The sequence below is a fragment of the Colwellia sp. 75C3 genome (assembly GCF_002836255.1).
GTDB lineage: Bacteria > Pseudomonadota > Gammaproteobacteria > Enterobacterales > Alteromonadaceae > Colwellia.
Map to the genome: position 1 here is coordinate 1 of NZ_PJAU01000059.1, position 20,393 is coordinate 20,393.

The 20,393-nt window shown below is 38.6% G+C and carries 19 protein-coding genes; 8 read left to right on the forward strand and 11 right to left on the reverse strand.

Going from position 1 to position 20,393, the window contains the following annotated elements; all coding sequences use genetic code 11:
• Positions 1 to 586 precede the first annotated feature (586 nt).
• Positions 587 to 1,126 (forward strand): gamma carbonic anhydrase family protein, encoded by a 540-nt coding sequence (locus tag CXF85_RS17400; protein WP_101229916.1) that lies wholly within the window; start codon positions 587 to 589, stop codon positions 1,124 to 1,126.
• A gap of 21 nt (positions 1,127 to 1,147) precedes the next feature.
• Here the strand turns inward: CXF85_RS17400 and CXF85_RS17405 are convergent, their stop codons facing one another.
• The 4 genes from CXF85_RS17405 to CXF85_RS17420 form a co-directional block, all read right to left on the reverse strand.
• Positions 1,148 to 1,381 carry a hypothetical protein gene (locus CXF85_RS17405; RefSeq protein WP_101229917.1) on the reverse strand — a complete coding sequence of 78 codons (234 nt, stop codon included), beginning with the start codon at positions 1,379 to 1,381 and terminating at the stop codon, positions 1,148 to 1,150.
• 14 nt (positions 1,382 to 1,395) lie between these two features.
• Positions 1,396 to 2,223, reverse strand: a complete 828-nt coding sequence (gene aroE, locus CXF85_RS17410; RefSeq protein WP_101229918.1) for a shikimate dehydrogenase — start codon at positions 2,221 to 2,223, stop codon at positions 1,396 to 1,398.
• Positions 2,224 to 2,347: 124 nt separating this feature from the next.
• Positions 2,348 to 3,019 carry an OmpW/AlkL family protein gene (locus tag CXF85_RS17415; protein WP_101229919.1) on the reverse strand — a complete coding sequence of 224 codons (672 nt, stop codon included), beginning with the start codon at positions 3,017 to 3,019 and terminating at the stop codon, positions 2,348 to 2,350.
• 217 nt (positions 3,020 to 3,236) lie between these two features.
• Complete coding sequence (locus CXF85_RS17420) at positions 3,237 to 3,788, reverse strand: Sua5/YciO/YrdC/YwlC family protein (protein ID WP_101229920.1); 552 nt, start codon at positions 3,786 to 3,788, stop codon at positions 3,237 to 3,239.
• 194 nt (positions 3,789 to 3,982) lie between these two features.
• On the opposite strand from CXF85_RS17420, the gene purE reads away from it, so the two are divergent.
• Positions 3,983 to 4,465 (forward strand): 5-(carboxyamino)imidazole ribonucleotide mutase, encoded by a 483-nt coding sequence (gene purE / locus CXF85_RS17425; RefSeq protein ID WP_101229921.1) that lies wholly within the window; start codon positions 3,983 to 3,985, stop codon positions 4,463 to 4,465.
• Between the two features lie 8 nt (positions 4,466 to 4,473).
• Positions 4,474 to 5,631 (forward strand): 5-(carboxyamino)imidazole ribonucleotide synthase, encoded by a 1,158-nt coding sequence (locus CXF85_RS17430; RefSeq protein WP_101229922.1) that lies wholly within the window; start codon positions 4,474 to 4,476, stop codon positions 5,629 to 5,631.
• 90 nt (positions 5,632 to 5,721) lie between these two features.
• Here CXF85_RS17430 and CXF85_RS17435 read toward each other — a convergent pair whose 3' ends face one another.
• The 4 genes from CXF85_RS17435 to CXF85_RS17450 all read right to left on the reverse strand — a co-directional run bounded on the left by CXF85_RS17435 (position 5,722) and on the right by CXF85_RS17450 (position 9,254).
• Positions 5,722 to 6,285 (reverse strand): DNA topoisomerase family protein, encoded by a 564-nt coding sequence (locus tag CXF85_RS17435; protein WP_101229923.1) that lies wholly within the window; start codon positions 6,283 to 6,285, stop codon positions 5,722 to 5,724.
• 125 nt (positions 6,286 to 6,410) lie between these two features.
• The gene (locus tag CXF85_RS17440) at positions 6,411 to 6,884 is read right to left on the reverse strand and encodes a DUF494 family protein (RefSeq protein ID WP_101229924.1); all 474 of its coding nucleotides are present in this window, start codon (positions 6,882 to 6,884) and stop codon (positions 6,411 to 6,413) included.
• Between the two features lie 12 nt (positions 6,885 to 6,896).
• Positions 6,897 to 8,045 carry a DNA-processing protein DprA gene (gene dprA / locus CXF85_RS17445; protein ID WP_101229925.1) on the reverse strand — a complete coding sequence of 383 codons (1,149 nt, stop codon included), beginning with the start codon at positions 8,043 to 8,045 and terminating at the stop codon, positions 6,897 to 6,899.
• A 120-nt stretch (positions 8,046 to 8,165) separates the two neighbouring features.
• Entirely contained in the window at positions 8,166 to 9,254 is a 1,089-nt protein-coding gene (locus CXF85_RS17450; protein ID WP_101229926.1) for a LysM peptidoglycan-binding domain-containing protein, read from the reverse strand.
• A 154-nt stretch (positions 9,255 to 9,408) separates the two neighbouring features.
• On the opposite strand from CXF85_RS17450, the gene def reads away from it, so the two are divergent.
• The 5 genes from def to CXF85_RS17475 all read left to right on the forward strand — a co-directional run bounded on the left by def (position 9,409) and on the right by CXF85_RS17475 (position 16,780).
• A complete protein-coding gene (gene def / locus CXF85_RS17455) occupies positions 9,409 to 9,921 on the forward strand; it encodes a peptide deformylase (RefSeq protein ID WP_101229927.1) in 513 nt (170 codons plus the stop codon).
• 32 nt (positions 9,922 to 9,953) lie between these two features.
• On the forward strand, positions 9,954 to 10,949 hold the full coding sequence (fmt, locus tag CXF85_RS17460; protein WP_101229928.1) for a methionyl-tRNA formyltransferase: 996 nt from the start codon (positions 9,954 to 9,956) through the stop codon (positions 10,947 to 10,949).
• A gap of 6 nt (positions 10,950 to 10,955) precedes the next feature.
• Complete coding sequence (gene rsmB / locus CXF85_RS17465; RefSeq protein ID WP_198555682.1) at positions 10,956 to 12,278, forward strand: 16S rRNA (cytosine(967)-C(5))-methyltransferase RsmB; 1,323 nt, start codon at positions 10,956 to 10,958, stop codon at positions 12,276 to 12,278.
• A 29-nt stretch (positions 12,279 to 12,307) separates the two neighbouring features.
• Positions 12,308 to 13,684 carry a Trk system potassium transporter TrkA gene (gene trkA / locus CXF85_RS17470; protein WP_101229929.1) on the forward strand — a complete coding sequence of 459 codons (1,377 nt, stop codon included), beginning with the start codon at positions 12,308 to 12,310 and terminating at the stop codon, positions 13,682 to 13,684.
• Positions 13,685 to 13,828: 144 nt separating this feature from the next.
• Entirely contained in the window at positions 13,829 to 16,780 is a 2,952-nt protein-coding gene (locus CXF85_RS17475; RefSeq protein WP_101229930.1) for a TolB family protein, read from the forward strand.
• Positions 16,781 to 16,870: 90 nt separating this feature from the next.
• Here the strand turns inward: CXF85_RS17475 and CXF85_RS17480 are convergent, their stop codons facing one another.
• Genes CXF85_RS17480 through pepQ form a run of 3 tightly spaced genes read right to left on the reverse strand, consistent with a single transcriptional unit; the run spans position 16,871 to position 20,321 of the window.
• Positions 16,871 to 18,322 carry a TrkH family potassium uptake protein gene (locus tag CXF85_RS17480; protein WP_101229931.1) on the reverse strand — a complete coding sequence of 484 codons (1,452 nt, stop codon included), beginning with the start codon at positions 18,320 to 18,322 and terminating at the stop codon, positions 16,871 to 16,873.
• A gap of 21 nt (positions 18,323 to 18,343) precedes the next feature.
• A complete protein-coding gene (locus tag CXF85_RS17485) occupies positions 18,344 to 18,973 on the reverse strand; it encodes a YigZ family protein (protein WP_101229932.1) in 630 nt (209 codons plus the stop codon).
• 16 nt (positions 18,974 to 18,989) lie between these two features.
• Positions 18,990 to 20,321 carry a Xaa-Pro dipeptidase gene (gene pepQ / locus CXF85_RS17490; protein WP_101229933.1) on the reverse strand — a complete coding sequence of 444 codons (1,332 nt, stop codon included), beginning with the start codon at positions 20,319 to 20,321 and terminating at the stop codon, positions 18,990 to 18,992.
• Positions 20,322 to 20,393 lie beyond the last annotated feature (72 nt).

The window sequence follows — 20,393 nt, forward strand, 5'->3', positions numbered from 1 at the left end:
AGAAAACGTTCCGTATGGAACGTAGGTGAGAGTCGCATTCGCTCTTCACCTGAAACAAAATAAGCTGAACTTAATTTGCGTTGCTCGTTGCTGTTGCCCCGAAGCAGGATGCGTATAATACGCTTCCGAGTTTTGATGTCAACGTTTATTTTAAAGTATTTCGAAAAACATTTAAAAGTTAATGTTAACTTACGTTATTTACCGTTATTACAGCTAGATAACATATCAAAACAGTTCATTGATGATTCATTTTGCGTGAACCCCTTGGAACTGGAGCGCATTGTAAAGATTTATATAATTAGGTCAACCCTTTTTTCGTTAAAATCATAATTAAAAACCACTTGCTTAACTTTCATACAGGCCTTGTGTGTGTTTACTTCAATACGTTCATTACTTACTCATATCTATTAAATTGACTTCAATTACTTAGCCTTATCTCTATAAACTTTTTGATTACTAAATATCCCTGGCACTGCATTTATCAGCTAGCTATGTTATTTTTATCACTACTTTACCGAAAACATGCGTCTTCATATGGTTTGGGTATAAACATTCAATTAGATTGCAGTATTGCAATAGGTGCTATATGAGTATTACTAACATACGTCCTTATAAGGGCATTCATCCTTCCATTGGTGCTAATATTTACATTGATAGCTCAGCTGTTCTTGTTGGAGATATTACTTTATCGGAAGATGTCAGTATTTGGCCTCTTGTTGCAGCACGTGGTGACGTAAATACAATTACCATTGGTAGCCGAACTAATATTCAAGATGGTAGTGTTTTGCATGTCACTCGAAAAAGCCCAAGTAACCCACAGGGCAATCCTTTAATAATTGGTGATGATGTTACCATTGGTCATAAGTGCATGTTGCACGGTTGTCAGCTTGGTAACCGTATACTTGTGGGTATGGGCGCCATTATTATGGATGGTGCCATCATTGAAAATGATGTTTTTATTGGTGCGGGCAGTTTAGTGCCTCCGAATAAAACATTAGTTAGCGGTTATTTATATGTAGGAAACCCTGTAAAACAGGTTAGACCCTTAAAAGAAAGTGAGGCAGCTTTTCTTAAACAATCAGCAATAAATTATGTTGAATTAAAAAATGATTACTTAAATGATTAACTACCTTAGTAAATATATTTATTAGCGCATTTGTATATGAATACTACTTCCCTCTGGCTCATTTTTTTCGAGCCAGAGTTCGACTATTTCTTCTAGATCAAATTTAGTACAAGTATCTATTTCTTCAAGCATCTTTAGCTGCATTGAATGGAAGTAAATAGTAATCACTTGCGCTGATAATAATGCCGTAAAGCACCAAGCATCTTGCTCTTTATCAAAGGCTAAATCATCATTAAATAAAATTGCTTGATTCATACTGATTTCTCTCTTTATTTTAAAGAAGCTCTTAATTTAGCAATTACTGGCTGAACTTCGGGAGTCACTCCTCGCCAAACTTCAAAGCTAACGGCTGCTTGTCCTACCAACATACCCAAGCCATCAATCACTTTTATTGCCCCATGTTCTTTTGCCCATTTAAGGAATGGAGTTTCATCTTTACCGTAGACCATGTCATAACAAACCACATTCTGACTTATTATTGAAGTTGATATTGGCGGTAAATGGCCTGATAAACTCGCTGACGTAGCATTTATAATTACATCGAAACTCAGTTGTTCGAGATCTTGGTAACCTAAAGCACTTAGGCGACTATCTGCAAAGTGCTGACATAATGTATCAGCTTTACTTACCGTTCGATTCGCAATAACAATAGAATGAGGACCTTGTGCAAGTAAAGGTAATAAAACCCCTCTTGCCGCTCCACCTGCACCCAATAGCAAAATCCGACTGTTTTTTAAAGAAACGTTGTTAGTAATTAAATCCTGAACTAATCCTGCTCCATCAGTATTATCACCAAAAATCTTACCTTCTTTAAAGGTAAGTGTATTGACAGCGCCAGCTAATGACGCACGGTCGGTGAGTTCATCAGCTAAAGCCAATGCTTGCTCTTTAAAAGGTACTGTGACGTTTGCGCCCTTGCCATCCTGATGGATAAAGTCGGCAACGGCATTGGAGAAGCCGTCAATATCAACTAACTGTTTTTGATAATTGATATTTTGTTGGCTCTTACTAGCAAATATATGATGAATATCTGGGGAACGGGAATGCTCTATTGGGTTTCCAAAAACGCGATATTGATCTGGGGTCTGTTGTGTCATAGTTATTGCAAATAAGTTAGCGTATGGCTACAGCCTAACTGAATCAACAATTAATGAAAACAAAAAAGCAGTAACCCTTTAGAATAAGTTACTGCTTTTTATTGTAAGTGCTTATTTAATATTCTTAGAATTTATAACCAAGCATTACGGAATATACCATAGGGTCGACATCAATACTTGCGGTACCAATACTATCACCACCTACATCAAAGCTGGCATCTGAATTGATATCTATATAACGAATAGAGGCATTTACATGCCATTTCTCATTAATATGATAGTCAGCACCAATTTGCACTGAATAGCCAAAAGAACCATCTAACTCTAAGTTGCTTAAACCTAAACCTGTTGGAGCAGATTCGAATTCTTCATCAAAAAATATTGTGTAATTTAAGCCAACACCAATATAAGGCTTAAGAGAAGTCCCTGTATCAAAATAGTACAGAGCACTTAGCGTTGGTGGTAAGTGACTAACTTCGGCCAATTTTACTCCATCTACACCCAAAACAGCATTCGGGTCTTGGATTGTCACATCATGAGTAAATGGTGTTGCTGCAAGCAGTTCAATTGCCCAATTACTATCAAAGAAATACACTACATTTAAACCTAACTGTGTATTGTCATCCACAGTCATCGTCATAGTGGAGTCATTACCACCTAAAATAATTGGGGTTTTACCCGTATCAGGTGAAACCATAGTGAGACCTCCTCTCACTAAGATGTCACCTGCTTGATTAGCTAAAGCTGCAGTAGGAAGTATTGATAATAAAGCGATGGTTAATAACGTTTTTTTCATGATTTTATATCCTTAAAATAATTATGGGTATAATAGTCATATTGATTTAATAAAGTTTGATTTAGCGCAACGTTTTAACCACTATCTAGGACGCTCATCGATACTTTGATCTCGATCATATTCTTATGATATTCAAAGAAAACATCACATTATCTAACTGGAGTTGCGGATAGATTAGCAGTGTTATTCTCTTAACTTTCACACATCAATAAATCATTTAACTTCTGATTACTTTACCTGTCAACGCATCAATAATTTTTGATGGTGAAGTATGACCTAGAGTTACTCCCTTAAGTATAAAGTCGACTTGATTAGATAAGGTGAGATCTAATGTCTGCCAAGTTTTGGCGGGTTCTTGTCCAGATAAATTAGCACTGGTTGAGACTATTGGTTTATTCGTTTGCTTACACAAGGCAACTACATCGGGTTGACTGGTAATTCTTACAGCAATAGTATCAAAGCGTCCTGATAATAACGGTGAAATTGTATTATTTTTAGATATTAGCTGAGTGATGCCATCAGGCCATCTTGATAATACGCTAGCACGCATATCTTGCGGGATTTTACTGTCGTCAATATATGGAAGTAACTGAGCGTAGTTTCCTGCGAGTAAAATCAGTCCCTTGTCAGCAGACCTTGCTTTTAACTGCAACAGGCGCTTAAGTGATTCTTCATTATCAGGATCACAGCCAAGCCCAAATACCGCTTCCGTTGGATAAGCAATTATGCCTCCACTGTTAAAAGCATCAACTACATTTTTTTCGCTCACAGATCGCCCTTATCTTAATTAATCACTTCCATACAATATTACCAAACACTGTTCATAAACGCCTAGTGAAGGATTAATTTATCGATAGAAAAGTTCTATATTCCGTATTTAGCTAAACAAGGTTATAATTACAGCTCTATTTTTACTTTCTTCATATACGAAGAACATTCTATAATTTTAAAGGGCATAAATTCATGACAGTCGGTATCATCATGGGATCAAAATCAGATTGGCCAACAATGCAGCACACAGCAGAAATGCTTGATTCTTTAGGTGTAAAGTACGAAACCAAAGTCGTTTCTGCACACCGTACGCCTCACTTACTTGCCGAATATGCTGAAAGTGCAAAAGATAGAGGTATTAAGGTTATTATTGCAGGCGCTGGCGGTGCAGCTCATTTACCAGGAATGGCAGCTGCTTATACTGCTTTACCTGTTTTAGGTGTTCCTGTGCAATCTAAAGCTCTTAATGGCCAAGATTCTTTATTATCTATTGTACAAATGCCAAAAGGTATCGCTGTAGGTACATTAGCCATTGGTAATGCCGGTGCAGCTAACGCTGGATTACTTGCAGCACAAATCATTGGTACTTATGACGCTGAAATCCAACAAAATATCGAAGAGTTTCGTCAAAAGCAGACTGAAACCATACTTGCTAACCCAAACCCGGCAGAATAGAACCTCTCATGAATAAAGTTCTCATACTTGGCGCAGGTCAATTAGCTCGAATGATGGAATTAGCGGGCACACCTTTAAACTTGGATGTTAAAGCTCTCGATGTATTAAGTAATAAGGTTGTACAACCTCTTGCTCCTGAATATATTTGTAGCGATTTAGAAACAGGCATTAAAAATGCTGATGTAATTACAGCTGAATTTGAGCATGTTGCCCATGACATACTTGCTGAGTGTGAGCAATCAGGGAAGTTAAATCCAACAAGTAACGCGATTAAAATTGGTGGTGATAGGAGATTAGAAAAAGCATTACTTGAATCTTGTAATGCTGCCAATGCCAAACACTATTTTGTTAACTCTAAAATAGATTTTGATAAAGCTATTGAACACTTATCATTACCTATTATCTTTAAGAGTGCACTTGAAGGATATGACGGGAAAGGGCAATGGCGATTAAAGTCAGCTGCTGATTCAGATGCCATTTGGCAAGATATGGCTGACTTTATTGCGGCCTCAAAAACGACTGTTAAACAAGGTATTGTTGCTGAGCAAATGGTACCTTTTGATCGTGAAATCTCGCTGGTTGGTGTTCGTCGTATAAACGGTGATGTTGCGGTTTATCCTTTAACTGAAAATCATCATACTAATGGTATTTTGAGTGTATCTGTTGCTGCTCCTGTTGATGAACAATTGCAGGAACAAGCCAGTAAGGTGTTTAAAGCGCTTACAGATAAACTCAATTATGTTGGAGTTATGGCAATTGAATTTTTCCAAGTGGGAAATCAACTCTTAGTCAATGAAATTGCACCAAGAGTACATAATTCAGGACATTGGACCCAACAAGGAGCTGACACTTGTCAGTTTGAAAATCATTTAAGAGCAATCTGTGATTTGCCTTTAGGTAGTACTGCACTGATTCGCCCTACAGCAATGGTTAACATCATTGGTGAAGATACTGTACCTAATGAGGTGCTTGCTATACCGAGTGCTACTATTCATTGGTATAACAAAGGTAAACGTGCCGGTCGTAAAATGGGTCACATAAATGTTAGTGGTGAGAGTGAGTTACAACTTGCTGAGCGTTTACAGTGTTTAGCCGATATCCTTTGTAAACAAGCCTACCCAGATCTTAATGGCTTCGCAAAAAGCTATTTAGAAAAGCACAGCTAATAACTTTTTTAGTTGATAAGCTAAAAATAAAAAGACGCCTATTACGTATATAGTAAAGGCGTCTTTTTTATATCTATAGTTACTGCCTATTTATAGCAATTTCTGCATATAAGAACACTTTTTATCTGCACACTGGTATTTGAGTCCGGCAGCCATATTTCTTTTTAATAAAAGAGGAAATTGACACTTTTCACAGCGCCCTTCAATTGGCTCATGATTGACGACAAACTTACACTTTGGGTAAGCATCACAAGAGTAAAACTTCTTACCAAATCGACTGGTCTTTTCTTGCAGTGAGCCTCTTTTACAACTTGGGCACACCACATCTTGTATGATCTCTTGCGCCTCTTGCTCAATATGATGGCATTGGGGGAAGTTACTACAACCAATAAACATACCGTAGCGACCTTGCTTAACCGCTAACACATGAGAGCATAATGGACATTCACTTCCCGGTAATGTTTTATCTTCAACACGTTCGTGTTCAACCACTGCCCGAGTATATTGACAGTTAGGATAATTGACACAACCTAAAAATGCTCCTGATTTACCATGTTTAATGGACAATTCTGATCCGCATTCAGGACACACTTGATACTCTTTTTCTAAAGCATGTTCGTGATGAGTAAAAAGAGCTTTATCTGATTCAGACATTAGTGGAAATTGCGCATAAAATAAGTGTAGCGCTATTATGCCACAAAATGTCCCTGAGCAATACGCTCAGTGACTGCTGGCTAAATACACTGCATAGTGAATTTAGTCAGCTTGAGGGGAATTGGTTAGTGAAGTGGACCTTCTTGTTCTTCAAAGATTAAGTCTTCTAGCTGGGAGTACGCAGACTCTTTACCTGGTACATTAAATAACACCATCAAAATAACCCACTTCAAATCATCCATAGAGAAATACTTGGTATCAAGTTCCATGACTCTATCGATCACCATTTCACGCGTGGTAAAATCAAGCACATTAACTTGCTCTAAAAATAAAATAAAACCACGACTTGGGGTATCAAGTAACTGCATTTCTTCACTGGTATAAATACGTACCGACTTACTGCCTACGCGAGTAAGATAAGGATAAGCATCTGTGTCTTGCAACGCGGTAAGTTTTTCAAGCCAATTTAATGCTTTATATATTTCATCCTGATGAAAGCCTGCGCGTGTTAACTCATCAGTTAACAGCTCATGATCCACCATGGCTTCTGCTTCATTTTGGATGTACGTTTCAAAAAGATACATTAAGATATCGAACATAACTAGCCCCTTTTATTGCGTTCTAATGTAGCCACCAGGTACCGCAGATACCAGACCACTTAGCTCAAGCATTGTTAACCGAATTAACACTTCCTCTACGGGAAGTTCGCTCCGTGAAACTACCTTATCTACGGGAGTAATCTCAAATCCCACACTAGCCAACAATGCATCGTTACACAAGTCTTTTTGATTTATTTCACTTTCTCCATTGTGAGTGCCCTTTTCAACTGACTCTAAAGCCTGTTGACCACCCTTTAAGTGTAGACTAGGTTTATCTGCAAAAGCGAACTCATCTATTATATCGGCACATTGTTCAACAAGTTTAGCGCCTTGTTTAATTAACCAGTGACAGCCTTTAGCTTGTTTATTTTCAATAGAGCTAGGAATAGCGAAAACGTCTCTATTTTGATCGAGTGCACAGCGAGCTGTAATCAAAGAACCACTTTTTAACTCTGCCTCTACCACTAATACACCTAAGCTTAAGCCACTAATAAGACGATTTCTTTTTGGAAAGTGCCCCGCTCTAGCTTGTGTGCCTGGAATAAACTCACTAATAATTGCGCCACTTGACGCAATTATTTGCTGTGCCAGACATAAATGTCTAGCTGGATATACTTGATCTAATCCAGTAGCAACAACTGCGATGGTACCCGCAGGTTGGCTAAGAGCACCACGATGTGCTGCAGCATCAATACCGAGAGCCAATCCACTGGTGATAACAAAATTTAGCTGCACCAATTGTTGGCATAATGAAAATGCAGTATCCCTTCCCCCTACACTAGCAGAACGACTACCGACCACTGCTAATTGCGGGGCATTGAGTAATAATGTATTTCCCTGAACAAATATTACTAAAGGTGGATCATAAATTTGTTTGAGTAATTGTGGATAGCGAGGTTCGTCAAAACAAATGATGACACTATTACATGCTGCACTTGTTCGAATAATTTGCGCTATTTTTTGCCAGTCAGGCTGATGAAAAGCGTAAAGTTGTTTTACACTTAAATTATTAGCAGAGCTAAGTACAGAGGGCTTATTATCTAACGAAAATAATGCTGTTAAACCAAAGGTTTCAACAAGTGCTATTTTTTTGTGGATGGCTAACCGAGGAACAAGCTTTAAAGCTAACCAATGTTCAATATTATTACTGTTATTAATCATTACTTGTCTTCTCCTTAAGAGCAAGTCATGTATCCGCTCCACCTGAAGACTCAGTAGGAGCGGGTATAGGTTTTATTTTTTCTCTAATAAAGCAGGAAAAATAAAACACTCAACAGTTGGCTATTCTGGAGCAGTAATCAAATCGTTTATTCTTGCTGGTTTCTGGGTATTAAGAATAAGTGCCATACTTGCTTTTTGGTACACTTTAAAAACCATTAATTCACCTAATTGCTCTTCTGGCATTTTATAATCACTACCCGTTATCTTATTCCAACGAGACGTTTCTATACTATAGGCAGGACCATTGCCGGTATCAACAACGGCAGGACTTGTTCGCTTTATCGCCATAACATCACCGACAGTAACGTCATGCTCAAAACCACGGTTAATCATAACTACTTCAAGCTTGGCAAATTCACGGCCATTGCTAGTTGCCTTAATAATAGCGCCACGTAGGGATGAATTAGCAGCTTTCATAGGAAAAACAGCTGGTAACAATTGTCCTTCATTAACTGGTACTACATAGTGTCCAGCATGAATCTCTCTTTTCACAGAGCCAACATTCATCGTTGAAGGTACATCATCTTCGATATCACCGCGCTTTATTACCTGTCCGGTACCAACTAGATTGACATAAAAACCTAAAGAATCGCCTGTTTCAGGATCAAAAATTTCTTCACCTTTATCATAAATGGCGTAACTGTGAGCAAGCTCTAAATCCGCATTAACATAAACTTTGAAGTCATTCGTTGTCATTCTGTAGCCTTCATCACTACCAATAATATAAGGCAATGCTTCTAACTCATCTTCTGTAAATAAATTGTCATATCTAATAAAGGGTGCAATCACTTCTAGTGGTAATAAAGTAATGGAAGAATCTTTAGTCTTTTCTTGGCGAATCTTAGGTGACCATTTATAGCTTGGTTTTACTGGCTCTACCACAAGCATTGGTTCACCATTTTCATCAAAGACAAGCTTTAAAATATCACCTGGATAAATTAAGTGCGGGTTATTAACTTCTGGATTTAAACGCCATAACTTAGGCCATAACCAAGGTTGATCAAGAAATAGCGCTGAAATATCCCATAACGTATCACCTTTAACTACTGTATGTGTTTTAGGTGCATCATCATTAAGCTTTATCTGGTCGGCAAGTACTACCAATGGACAAGACAGTAAAGATAGCGAGAGTATTATTTTTTTAAGCATGGAGCTCATTCCTTTTCGTGCTTACTGCTGTAACGCACTATAAATATTGGTTATATCGAGTGACTTAAAAATGCAGGTTTCAGTTACAGTTACTTGAGTATATAATTAAAACATAACATTCTAGATGAATTATCGCTAATTCTTTTAACAAAATATGACTATTTTAACTGTATTACGTTTTCCCGATCCGCGTTTAAGAACAAAAGCGCAGTCCCTTACTGATATTACTGATGCAACGGCTATGATTATAGACGATATGTTGGCAACTATGTATGAAGAAAAAGGCGTCGGTCTGGCCGCTACCCAAGTCGATATTCATCAACGTATTGTTGTAATGGATACTTCTGAAGATAACGATCAGCCCTTAGTCTTTATCAACCCTGAAATTATAGCTACTAGTGACGAAACATCCATCAATGAAGAAGGTTGTTTATCTGTTCCTGGCACTTATGCCAAAGTAGATCGTCATGATGCATGTACGGTAAAAGCACTTGATCGACAGGGTAAAGAATTCACATTAAACGCCACTGAATTGCAAAGTATTTGTATACAACATGAACTTGACCACTTAAACGGTGTTTTGTTTGTTGATTACCTATCCCCGCTAAAGCGTCAACGTATTCAAAAAAAGCTTGAAAAAGAAGCTAGACTTGAAAAAAATCAGTAAGTACTTACTCACTTACAATAATAGGAATTCCTTTGGCTACTCCATTAAATATCATCTTTGCAGGCACTCCTGACTTTGCAGCACAACATTTAGCCGCGTTAATTCACGCTAAACATAATGTTATTGCCGTTTATTGCCCGCCAGACAAACCAGCAGGTCGCGGTAAAAGACTAACCGCTTGCGCAACAAAGCTACTCGCACTAGAGCACAACATTATTGTTGAGCAGCCTATTAATTTTAAGAGTGAAGAAGACCAACAGCAATTAGCTCAATATAATGCGGATATCATGGTTGTCGTTGCTTATGGCCTATTATTACCTGAAGTAGTTTTAAGTGCTCCACGTTTAGGTTGTATTAATGTACACGGTTCAATTTTACCTAAGTGGCGTGGTGCTGCACCTATACAGCGATCACTTGAAGCGGGTGATAAAAAAACAGGTGTCACTATCATGCAAATGGATAAAGGTTTAGATACTGGCGACATGATATTAAAAACCGAGTGTGACATAGAGATTACCGATACTAGTGCTAGCCTTTATGAAAAACTCGCCAACCTTGGCCCAACAGCGTTAGTAGAAACACTCACATTGATGGCTTTGCCTAATTATCAAGCCAGTGATCACAATATTGCTCAAGATAATGAATTAGCCACTTACGCCAAGAAACTAGATAAAGCTGAAGCAGAACTTAATTGGCAACTTAGTGCCACCGAACTGCACCGCAAAGTTAGAGCATACATCCCTTGGCCGGTATCTCAATTTACCTTCACTGAGTCAGAGACTGAATCGGAAGGTAAGCAACATAGATTACGAGTCTGGCAAGCATCCGTTCAAGAATATCAAGGCAATGCAGTTCCTGGCACTATAATAAAAGCAGACAAAGAAGGTATCGATGTAGCAACAACTGATGGTTGCTTACGCCTAGAAGTTATTCAACTTCCTGGAAAAAAAGCATTGGCCGTGAAAGATATCCTTAATGGTCGCAGCGATTGGTTCGTTGTTGGCAGTCCTATAAATAAGCTTGGTTAATAAAAAATGATAATTAATATTAGAGCTCTTGCAGCAAAATGTTGTTACGCCGTTATAGATCAAGGGCGAAGCTTAAGTGACGAACTACCAAAACAACAAGATAAACTGATAGGTAAAGATAAGGGCTTGCTGCAAGAAATTTGCTATGGCGTACTTCGCTATCTCCCTGAATTAGAAAACGATGTCAGTCAATTAGTACAAAAGCCTATAAAGGGAAAGCAGAGAGTCTTTCATTTTTTGCTTTTAGTGGGGGTTTATCAAATAAGATATATGCGTATACCTGACCACGCAGCGGTGAGTGAAACGGTAGCAGCAACAAAAACGTTAAAAAATGACCATATGAAAGGGTTGGTTAATGCTGTGCTTAGAGGTTTTTTACGTACTTTGGAAGCAGAAAGTAAACAAGACAACAAAACAGATAAAAAGATACCTGACCCAATAAAATACAATCATCCAGGTTGGTTTATTAAAAAAATACAACATGCTTACCCTGATCAATGGCAAGCGATACTCGATGCAAATCAGCAAAAGCCGCCAATGTGGTTGCGAACCAATCAGCAACACCATACTAGTGAGCAATATCAGGCGCTACTTATTGAGGCAGATATTGAAATTGCCAATATTGAACCACACTCCCAGGCCATTGCACTTGCTAAACCACTCGATGTCGCTCATTTACCCGGATTTGATGACGGCTGGGTTTCAGTACAAGATGGTGCAGCACAACAAGCAGCACGTTTACTCGATTGCCAACCCAATGATGTTGTACTAGATTGCTGTGCAGCACCCGGTGGTAAAACCTGCCATATCCTTGAGAAAACGCCTGATATTGCCTCAATGACTGCAATAGACATTGAAGAAGGTCGTCTTACTCGCGTTCATGAAAATTTAGATCGCTTAAATCTAACCGCTGAAGTAATTACTGCAGACGCAGCTACCCAAGAGTGGTGGTCTGGCGAACAATTTGACCGTATACTACTTGATGCGCCCTGCTCTGGAACTGGCGTTATTCGCCGTCATCCTGATATAAAATGGTTACGTAAAGCCGACGATATTGATAAGTTAGTCGTATTGCAGCAGCAGATTCTTGACAACATTTGGTCAATGCTCAAACCAGGCGGTACCTTACTTTATGCAACCTGTAGTGTTTTACCTGAAGAAAACAGTCTGCAAATATCTCGCTTTATAGAGCAAAATCAAGACGTACAATTAATTGCCATTAACAGTAATAACCCTGATACTGATGAAAATGCAATAGGTTGGCAATTATTACCTGATGCTGAAAACATGGACGGCTTTTATTACGCCAAATTGTTAAAACTAAAATAATATAAACAACAAAAGCAGAAAAGTAATACATGAAAATAATCATAGTGGGTGCAGGACAAGTTGGCGGTACGTTAGCTGAAAACCTTGTTGGTGAAAACAACGATATTTCTGTAGTAGACATAGATGGTGAAAAGCTACGTGAACTGCAAGACAAAATGGATTTACAAGTCGTTACTGGTCAAGGTTGTCACCCCGATGTATTAAAAAGTGCTGGCGCTGAAGATGCTGACATGGTTATTGCGGTGACTAGTGACGATGCCACCAATATGATCACATGCCAAATATGTTCTTCACTATTTAATACGCCGAAAAAGATTGCTCGTATCCGCTCGAATCAAATATTAAAATATTCAGAGCAACTTTTTCATAAAAAGCATATCCCTGTAGATCATGTTATTGCCCCTGAAGAATTAGTAACACGAGATATTGCTCGTCTAATTGATTACCCTGGTGCACTGCAAGTATTAGAATTTGCGCACGGAAAAGTGAGTCTGGTTGCAGTAAAAGCTTACTATGGTGGTTTACTTGTTGGTCACGCACTTTCAACATTAAGAGATCATATCCCTAATGTTGATACTCGCGTTGCGGCAATTTACCGAAATGGTAAGCCTATTCGTCCTCTTGGTACTACCGTAATTGAAGCTGACGATGAAGTTTTCTTCATCGCCGCGAGTATTCATATTCGTGCGGTGATGAATGAATTACAAAAATTAGAAGCCGCATACAAGCGCATTATGATTGCCGGTGGCGGTAATATTGGTGCTGGTTTAGCAAGAATTTTAGAAAAAAACCATCAAGTAAAGCTCATTGAACGTTCACCAAAACGTGCGGAACAATTAACTTCTGAGCTCAATGATACCTTAGTTTTCGCTGGTGACTCTTCCGACCAAGAATTACTCACAGAAGAGAATATTGATCAATTTGATATTTTTATCGCGGTTACCAATGATGACGAAGCTAATATCATGTCGTCACTACTCGCTAAAAAACTTGGCGTTCGTAAAACCATGGTACTTATCCAACGAGATGCCTACATTGATTTAGTACAAGGCAGTACTATTGATATTGCGATATCACCACAGCAAGCCACTATCTCTGCATTATTAACACACGTTAGACGTGGTGCTATCGATAACGTTTATAGTCTACGCGGCGGCGCAGCTGAAGCCATTGAAATTGTTGCTAAGGGTGACGAGAAATCATCCAAAGTTGTTGGTCGCTCAATCAAAAACATTAAACTACCACCGGGTGCGACTATCGGTGCAGTTGTCCGAGGTAGTGAAGTCTTAATCGCTCATTCAAACACCTTAATTCATGAAGAAGATCACGTTATTCTATTTTTAGTGAATAAACGCTATATTAGCGATATAGAAAAGCTGTTCCAAGTGAGCGCCATTTACTTCTAGTCCTTTTGAAATAACTACTTACAGCTAATTACTTACCTTACAATTGATTAGCTGTAATAATCCCGTTCCTGTCACACAGTCTTTAAAGTGAGAGTTATCACTCTCGTTTCAAATAATAAAAAATAATAATTTAAAAGGATTTTAATGAAAATATCAAAGGTATTTACCGCTATTACTTTTGCGCTTTCGAGTGTAGCTTTTACCACTCAAGCAGAACTTGCTGATAGTACTCAAGATTGGCAAACGTTTGAAACTGAAAATTTCCGTGTGCATTTCACCCCTGAATATCGTCAATGGGCCTTATCCAGTGCGCGAGAAATGGAAGTTGTCCGTCAATTAATCAAAGATCAACAAGGCCGAGTGCTCACAGAAAAAGTAGATACCTTTATTATTGACCCATATAACGCGGCAAACGGTTTTGCCGTACCACTTAGCCATAAGCCTTATATGGCTCTTTTCGCAACACCAGCACAATCAGATACTGTTATTTCAAGTTCAACGGGTTGGCAGCAACTTTTAGTACTACATGAGTATGTGCATCTAGTACATCTAGCTCAAAAAAGTCGAAGTAATTGGCGAAATAATGTTGCCAATTGGTATGATGTTTTTGATGCGAGTCAGATAAATGGTGAACGATGGGTTAGTGAGGGGTATGCAACATTACTCGAATCGAGATTAACCGGTCGAGGTCGCTTATTCAACAATCAAATTGAAGCCATTATTCAAAAGTTTGCGCGACAAGGCGCAATGCCATCTTACAAAGAACTCAGTGTTGCTAATGACAATTTTATGTCTGGCTCTATGGCTTACCTTGTTGGTGTGCGTTATTTAAAGTGGTTAGAAGATAATTATGGCGTAGATACACTGGATGCCGTTTGGACTCGTTGGTCTGCCGTTGAACAACGAGACTTTGAAGCGGCTTTTAAAGGTGTTTTCCCTGATACTGCCAAAAACCTTTATCAACGTTTCGTTGCTGAATACACTTTCAATGCCATGAAACATGAAGTTAAACTCGGTAAAAATAGCAATGCGGATAATCGCTCAGCATTATGGTTAGATTTATCTGATTATATTAGTGGTCCAAGTTTAAGCCCACAAGGCGATTACCTTGCTATCGTTGAAACACAAAGAACTGATGAAGGAAAAATCACTAAGTTAAATGTATATAAGACTAGCGAAAACACAAAAAAGGCAGAAGAGTTTACTAAAGATAACAAAGAGTTATTGGAAGAAGATCCTCAAGATATTGTAGATAAAGCGCCGAGTGTTTTTAAAAGAGAAGTGGCCTACACATTAAATCAAAAAAACAATCGTGGTATTAATAACCCTCGCTGGCTTGATAAGGATACCCTTATATATGGTTCAGCGACCTTAGCTAGTGTAAATAGCCTTCATCAAGATCTGTTTTCTTGGCATTTGCCTACAAATACCGTAAAGCAATTGACTAAAAGCGCAAATATTCGTCGTTTTGATATCAGTAATGATGGCCAATATATTATTGCTGAACGTAATCGATTTGGTTATTCTCAATTAGTAAAAGTAAGCTTATCCCCTTCATCAATCGGACAAATTACTGCTGAATTAACGCAAAAAAGCCTTGAGCACGTTTACGATTTCCCACGACTTCGCCCTACTTCTGATGGTAAACCTTCAGATAGTTTTGCTTATGTTAGCTCAACTTTAAATAATAAATGGCAGTTAAAAGTTCGTCAGCTAAGTGACGGTCAAGAAACAATTATTCCACTCCCAGAAAACTACCAATTTCTTTCTTTTCCTGAATGGTCTAAAGATGGAGAGGCATTGTATTTTGTCGCTGGCTTAGACAGTGCAACACGCATATATAAGTATGATTTTACGACTGAAGATTTATCGTCTATCACCTTAGGTGAACAGGTTGTTACCTGGCCTATGGTTCAGAAGGATAATAAACTACTGCACTTGGCGATTAATTCTGAGGGCTCAGATGTTTTTCAATTAGATTTAACCAAAGCTAATAAACAACTTATTACCGATACAACAACGAGTTCGGCAATGACCGTTGAGTTAGCTGACAAGTTAAAACTAGCCAAAGCAACTGTCCATATTGATGAGAGTATTGGTGAACAATCAACCTATGGCATAGGTCCACAACAGGGTACCATAACCTTAGCAGAGAGCTATTATTCTGCCAGTAGCAGTATGTTAGAAGTCGGTTACAAGTCTGGCGATGTACTTTCTCGTTTTGACTGGCAAGTAAACCTCAGCCAAGATGTTTTCAGCAATATTATCTCTGGTGCATCAGGGGTTGTTCGCTGGCAGGGATGGCCTGTTAAATTACTTGCACACAGTTACGTATTCAACTTAAAAATAGATCAACAAGATAGTGATGCATTATCTTTGGGTAAAACAACTGAAAAAGGGCTGTTATTTGAGGCTCGCTATCCATATAACGTAGAAACACTTTCTGTCGATGTATTTGTACAAGCGCAAGCTTCACAATTTGAAAACAGCCAACATGTTGATTTTTCTAGCCAGTCTTTTTCCCTCGGTATTGAACAAAGTTGGTCTCATGACCAACAGAGCTGGGGTATTTCGCAAATGATTAACGCCCAAGTAATTGGTGCCCAAGATGATCAAGCCGATGCAGGCATTAGTGGTAATGGCAATGATGGTAGTTACACGGGTAGTAATGGTCTAGTAAACCTCAGTGCGCATATAAAAAGCTTTAGCTTAGGTTTTAACTATCTTTGGGCACAACGTTCTGAAGATGCTGGCGATATACTTAGCTTAGGTGGTTACGCTTCTACACTCATTCAAGACAAAGCGCATCTCAATAAGCAGTTAGCGCCCGAGTTGGCTTTTTATCGTCAAACAGGTAATGACTATCAAGCCTATCAAGCCTATATACCATTAGGGATTGTTGAAGTGTTTTATACTCGACATGAAATGGCTGAACGAGACATTATTGATAGTTACGGCGTTAAAGGGTCTATCAATAACGACTTTGGTTTTACTGGGGTCACTAATTTAGCGATTAATTATGGTATTGCACAAGTTAACCCCGAGAATGAGAGTTCTGATACTCAAGGTTGGCTTGCCTTTAGTTACCAGTGGTAATTATACCAATTCAATTGATCACCTAACCATTGGATAGATTGGTGGACTTATGAAGTTGTACATACCTATTTAATTATATGTCTGTACAACTCATGAACGCCAGAAGGCTGGAGTAAACAAAACTAACAGCGTAAAAATCTCTAAACGACCAAATAACATTGCCATGATTAATACCCACTTACTCATATCATTAATCGATGAAAAGTTAGCAGCAACCTCACCTAAGCCAGGGCCAAGGTTATTAATACAAGCAGCAACCGCGGTGAATGCCGTAATGTCGTCCATACCTGCGGCAAGTAGTAATAACATACAAATAACAAACACTGCAGCATATGCAGAGAAGAATCCCCATACCGCTTCAACAATACGATCTGGTAAAACTTTTCGACCTAATTTGATACTAAATATAGCTCTGGGATGTACTAGCTTGTTGAGTTCTCGAAGGCCTTGTAAATAGAGTAATACCACCCTAACTACCTTCATTCCGCCACCGGTACTACCCGCACAACCACCTATGAAACTTGAAAAAATAAGCAGCATAGGTAATAACGTTGGCCAATCCGCAAATGATGTTGTGGTAAAACCTGCCGTTGTACTAATAGATACAGCTTGAAATAGTGCTTGATCTAATGCTTGGTCTGCATCTTGATAAGTACCTGTACTTAATAAGACGGTAAAACAAATCAAAACCAGTACGATTTGAATACCAATAAAAACTTTGAACTCAGGGTCGAAGAAATAATTTTTTAGTGATTTACTTTGTACCGCAGCATAGTGCAATGCAAAGTTCACCCCTGCAATCAATAAGAATGTGACACAAACTAAGTTAATTGCGGGGCTATTGAAATAGCCCATGCTGGCATCATGTGTTGAAAATCCACCAATGGCAATCGTTGAAAAGGCATGACAAATAGCATCAAACCCAGACATACCCGCAAGCCAATAAGCGAGCGCACAAGCGATAGTTAACCCTAAATAGATATACCACAAATGTTTTGCGGTATCGGCAATACGAGGCGTCATTTTCGAATCTTTAACTGGGCCTGGTGTTTCAGCACGATATAGCTGCATACCACCAATACCAAGCATGGGTAATACCGCAACCGCTAACACAATGATACCCATACCACCAAGCCACTGTAATTGCTGGCGATACCATAAGACCGCATGAGGTAAATCATCAATGTGATTTAGAATAGTGGCACCAGTGGTAGTTAATCCTGAAAACGATTCAAAAAAAGCATCTGTGGTGGATAAATTTGGCGTCTCTAATAACATCAGAGGAATAGCAGAGAAGCTAGCTAATACTAACCAAAAAAGTACAACAATCAAAAAGCCCTCCCTGGCTTTAAGATCAGTCTTTTCATAACGGTTAGGATACCACGCTAAAAACCCGGTACCGATACACCATAGAAAAGCGAGAATAAAAGGTAAACCACCACCATCGCGATAGACTAATGAAATTAATGCAGGAGGCAGCATGGTCACACTAAGTAGCCCAACCAACAAACCTAGAATTCGGATAATATTTTTATATTGCACGTTTAATTTTTCTTATTCGGTTTATTGTTCGGTTTCTTGTTTGATAGCGGTTAACTGTAATTGTCCTGATGACAATGTGTTTAACTTATCCTGCATGAATACCAATTTCGCTATTGGAATAGTGAGTCTAAAAATGACTGTTTGTTGATAGTCCTGAGTGATAACTTGGCCTTCAACTTGCCTAAGCAAATGTAAAACATCATCAACTTGACTATATTGACATGCTAAGGTTTTGTGCACCATAGCTATTTTAATTTTTGACTGTAAAAAGGTTAATGCTTGGCGAACACTACCACCGTATGCTCTTTGTAAACCACCGGTACCTAATTTAGTACCACCAAAATACCGTACGACGATAGCACAAACATGACCAATGCCTCCGCCTTGTAATGCTATTAACATTGGTTTTCCAGCAGTTCCTGTCGGTTCTCCATCATCAGAAAAACCATAACCTTGACTATCATCAGCCGATTTTGTTAAAAAAGCATGGCAATGATGACTCGCTTGCGGGTGAAGTTGTTGCAGTTCTTTTAACATAGCTTTTGCTTGTGCTATATCATCACAGGGGCGTAAATAGCAGATAAAACGACTGCGGTTAATGATGGTTTCATCTTCAACATCATTAACCGCGATAGCGTAGGGTTTGGTCACAATTACTATTACTTATCTAACTAAGACCTAAATCTCTGGTCATATTCTCATTGTGTGATTGATGCACAATAATATTATCTTCAATACGAATACCACCAAAACAACGCATTTCATCAACATTTTGCCAGTTAACTTGATCCGCATTAGTCGATGACTTTAAATCAGCAAGTAATGAATCAATAAAATATAAACCAGGTTCAATGGTAAATACTTGGTTTGCTTCAATAGTACGAGATGTGCGTAAGAATGGGTGTGCTGCTGGCGTATTTACATGAGTGCCACGCTCATCAGCCATAAAACCACCAACATCATGTACCTGTAAACCTAAGTGATGACCTAAGCCATGTGGGAAGAAGGTAGAAATAATACCTGACTCAACCGCTGTATCAGCATCAACATTGATAAAGTTAAAGTCACGTAATACTTGGCCTATGGCTCTATGTGTTTCAATATGAAGATCAACATAACTCACACCAGGCTTTAATCCTGCTACAGCATTAAGCATCAGCTTATCCATACGAGCGATCAATTCCGCAAACTTATCATTCTTATATGAGTAAGTACGGGTAATATCTGCTGAATAGCCGTTAAAGTTAGCTCCGGCATCAATAAGAAATGATTGATGCGCTTGTGGCGTTATTTTATCCAACGTCATGTAATGTAAAATTGAGCAATTTTTATTTAGGGCTACAATGTTACCGTATGGCGTGTCGTTAGTGCCATAACCAATCGACTTAAGATAAGCCTGTTGGATATCATATTCACTATCACCTTGTAAAAAAGCGTTACGTGCCGCTTGATGCGCCTTAACTGCCAAAACATTCGATTGACGAAGGCACTCATGCTCATATTTACTTTTATAACCACGATGATAGTGGATGTAATTAAGTAATGGTTCCGGATTAATAGCTTCAAAGCCTAGCGCTGTTGCTACTTCAATGTGGCTACCAATATAAGCAAAACCCTTTTTATCATAAGGTAATAACTTATCAACCTCGCTAGCCTTAGTTAACACTTTAATGTTAAAAAACTCACCCCAATAACTTTCTGCTAATGGTGTTATCTTGTGCCAAAAGTCGACTGGCTGATAATAAATTAGCGTTGGTTTATCTTCGCCATTAAGCACCAACCAAGAATTTGGAATATCAATGAGTGGTAGCCAATATTTAAAGTGAGGATTAACTTTAAACGGATAACTATTATCATCAAGAAAGATCTTAATTTCTTGTCCAGAATGGATAACTAAACCTTCGAGGTTTTCACGTGAAAGAACGGCTTTAGTCATCTGTTGCAACTGAGCAATATGAGCTGGGTATTGGCTAGCCAACTTGGCATTAATTGTTGTCATGTATTATGTCTCCGAAAGACGGCTATCAAGAAATTTAACTCATGATAGCATATACCATGCTATTGACTGATG

Bases quoted from the DNA above. Each gene is read 5' to 3' on its own strand.
- pepQ (WP_101229933.1), bottom strand. From the start codon at position 20,321: ATGACAACAATTAATGCCAAGTTGGCTAGCCAATACCCAGCTCATATT.
- rsmB (WP_198555682.1), top strand. From the start codon at position 10,956: ATGATAATTAATATTAGAGCTCTTGCAGCAAAATGTTGTTACGCCGTT.
- CXF85_RS17405 (WP_101229917.1), bottom strand. From the start codon at position 1,381: ATGAATCAAGCAATTTTATTTAATGATGATTTAGCCTTTGATAAAGAG.
- CXF85_RS17435 (WP_101229923.1), bottom strand. From the start codon at position 6,285: ATGTCTGAATCAGATAAAGCTCTTTTTACTCATCACGAACATGCTTTA.
- CXF85_RS17415 (WP_101229919.1), bottom strand. From the start codon at position 3,019: ATGAAAAAAACGTTATTAACCATCGCTTTATTATCAATACTTCCTACT.
- CXF85_RS17430 (WP_101229922.1), top strand. From the start codon at position 4,474: ATGAATAAAGTTCTCATACTTGGCGCAGGTCAATTAGCTCGAATGATG.
- CXF85_RS17450 (WP_101229926.1), bottom strand. From the start codon at position 9,254: ATGCTTAAAAAAATAATACTCTCGCTATCTTTACTGTCTTGTCCATTG.
- def (WP_101229927.1), top strand. From the start codon at position 9,409: ATGACTATTTTAACTGTATTACGTTTTCCCGATCCGCGTTTAAGAACA.
- trkA (WP_101229929.1), top strand. From the start codon at position 12,308: ATGAAAATAATCATAGTGGGTGCAGGACAAGTTGGCGGTACGTTAGCT.
- dprA (WP_101229925.1), bottom strand. From the start codon at position 8,045: ATGATTAATAACAGTAATAATATTGAACATTGGTTAGCTTTAAAGCTT.
- CXF85_RS17440 (WP_101229924.1), bottom strand. From the start codon at position 6,884: ATGTTCGATATCTTAATGTATCTTTTTGAAACGTACATCCAAAATGAA.
- aroE (WP_101229918.1), bottom strand. From the start codon at position 2,223: ATGACACAACAGACCCCAGATCAATATCGCGTTTTTGGAAACCCAATA.
- CXF85_RS17475 (WP_101229930.1), top strand. From the start codon at position 13,829: ATGAAAATATCAAAGGTATTTACCGCTATTACTTTTGCGCTTTCGAGT.
- purE (WP_101229921.1), top strand. From the start codon at position 3,983: ATGACAGTCGGTATCATCATGGGATCAAAATCAGATTGGCCAACAATG.
- CXF85_RS17400 (WP_101229916.1), top strand. From the start codon at position 587: ATGAGTATTACTAACATACGTCCTTATAAGGGCATTCATCCTTCCATT.